The following is a 1,298-nucleotide window of genomic DNA, read 5'->3' as shown; positions in this document are numbered from 1 at the left end:
TCGGCGCCGAGGCGGGCAGTGCATGAGGAATCCGCAGATCGACTACGGGGCGGTCTTCCGTGCCCTGCCCGGCATGGTGGCTCTGCTGACTCCTGACCTGCTGTACGCGGACGCCAACGAGGACTTCCTCCGGCTCGCGGGGCGCGGCCGCGACCAGCTGGTGGGCCGCTACATCTTCGACGTCTTCCCCGAACACCCCGACGAACCGGCGGCGGCCGGCATGCGGGAGACCCGGGAGTCGATGCTGCGCGTGGTGTCCTCCGGCGAGCGCGACACCATGGCGCTGTTGCGTTACGACATCGAGGACACCGGACGGCCCGGCCGCTGGGTGGAGCACTTCTGGAGTCCGGTCAACGCGCCCGTGTTCGGCTCGGACGGGAGCGTGGTGCTGATCGTGCACCGGGTGGAGGAGGTCACCGAACTCGTCCGCGCCCGCGGCGGCCCGGGCGGTGGCGGTCACGTCCACGCGCTGGAGGCCGAGCTCTACACCCGCGCCCGTGAACTGCAGGACATCAACGAACGCCTGCGCCAGTCGCAGGCGCGTGACCGTGAGGTCGCCCTCGCCCTGCAGGCGGCGATGCTGCCGGCCCCCACGCCGGTCGGGCATCACCGGACAGCCGTCCGCTACCAGCCCGCCGTCGGCGCCCTGAACGTGTGCGGCGACTGGTACGACCTGGTCGACCTGCCCGGCGACCGCATCGCGGTCGCCGTCGGCGACGTCGTCGGCCACGGCCTGGAAGCGGCCTGCGTCATGGGACAGCTGCGCAGCGCGCTGAGCGCCGCCGCCCGGGTCGCCGACGGTCCGGCCCGGGCCCTGGAAGCCCTCGGACTGTATGCCCGCAGTGTCGAGGGGGCCGAGTCGACCACTGTGGTGAAGACCTTCATCGACTGGGACACCCACACCATCACGTACAGCAGCGCCGGCCATCCCCCTCCTGCCCTGCTCGACCCCGACGGCACCGTGACCTTCCTCGACCAGGCGACCGACCCACCTCTGGGCGCCCGCCCCGAACACGTCCCGCGACCGGAGGACAGCCGGGCCTTCACCGACGGCGCCACCCTGGTCCTGTACACCGACGGCCTGATCGAACGCCGCACGGAGGACATCGACACCGGACTGGGCCGCCTCGCCGCCTCCCTCACCCGGCACGGACGAGCCGGACCGGAGGACCTGGCCGACGCCCTGCTTGCCGACCTGCTCCCGCCTGACGGCAACACCGACGACACGGCGCTGGTCGTCCTGCGCCTGTGACCCGCACCGACGGACCTGAAGGAGTTCGAGACGGGGCAGAGCACCG

1 protein-coding gene is annotated in these 1,298 nt (G+C 72.2%); it reads left to right on the top strand.

Annotated features, from left to right (window positions below; translation table 11 throughout):
- Nucleotides 1–22 precede the first annotated feature (22 nt).
- On the top strand, nucleotides 23–1,252 hold the full coding sequence (locus tag OO54_RS40830; RefSeq protein WP_033212776.1) for a PP2C family protein-serine/threonine phosphatase: 1,230 nt from the start codon (nucleotides 23–25) through the stop codon (nucleotides 1,250–1,252).
- Nucleotides 1,253–1,298 lie beyond the last annotated feature (46 nt).

It is taken from the genome of Streptomyces wedmorensis, from assembly GCF_000716445.1.
Classification (GTDB): domain Bacteria; phylum Actinomycetota; class Actinomycetes; order Streptomycetales; family Streptomycetaceae; genus Streptomyces; species Streptomyces wedmorensis.
This window is presented reverse-complemented; position numbering and strand designations above follow the sequence as displayed.

What these genes read in the sequence shown, in the direction of transcription:
- OO54_RS40830 (WP_033212776.1), top strand. Translation starts at nt 23, where the DNA reads ATGAGGAATCCGCAGATCGACTACGGGGCGGTCTTCCGTGCCCTGCCC.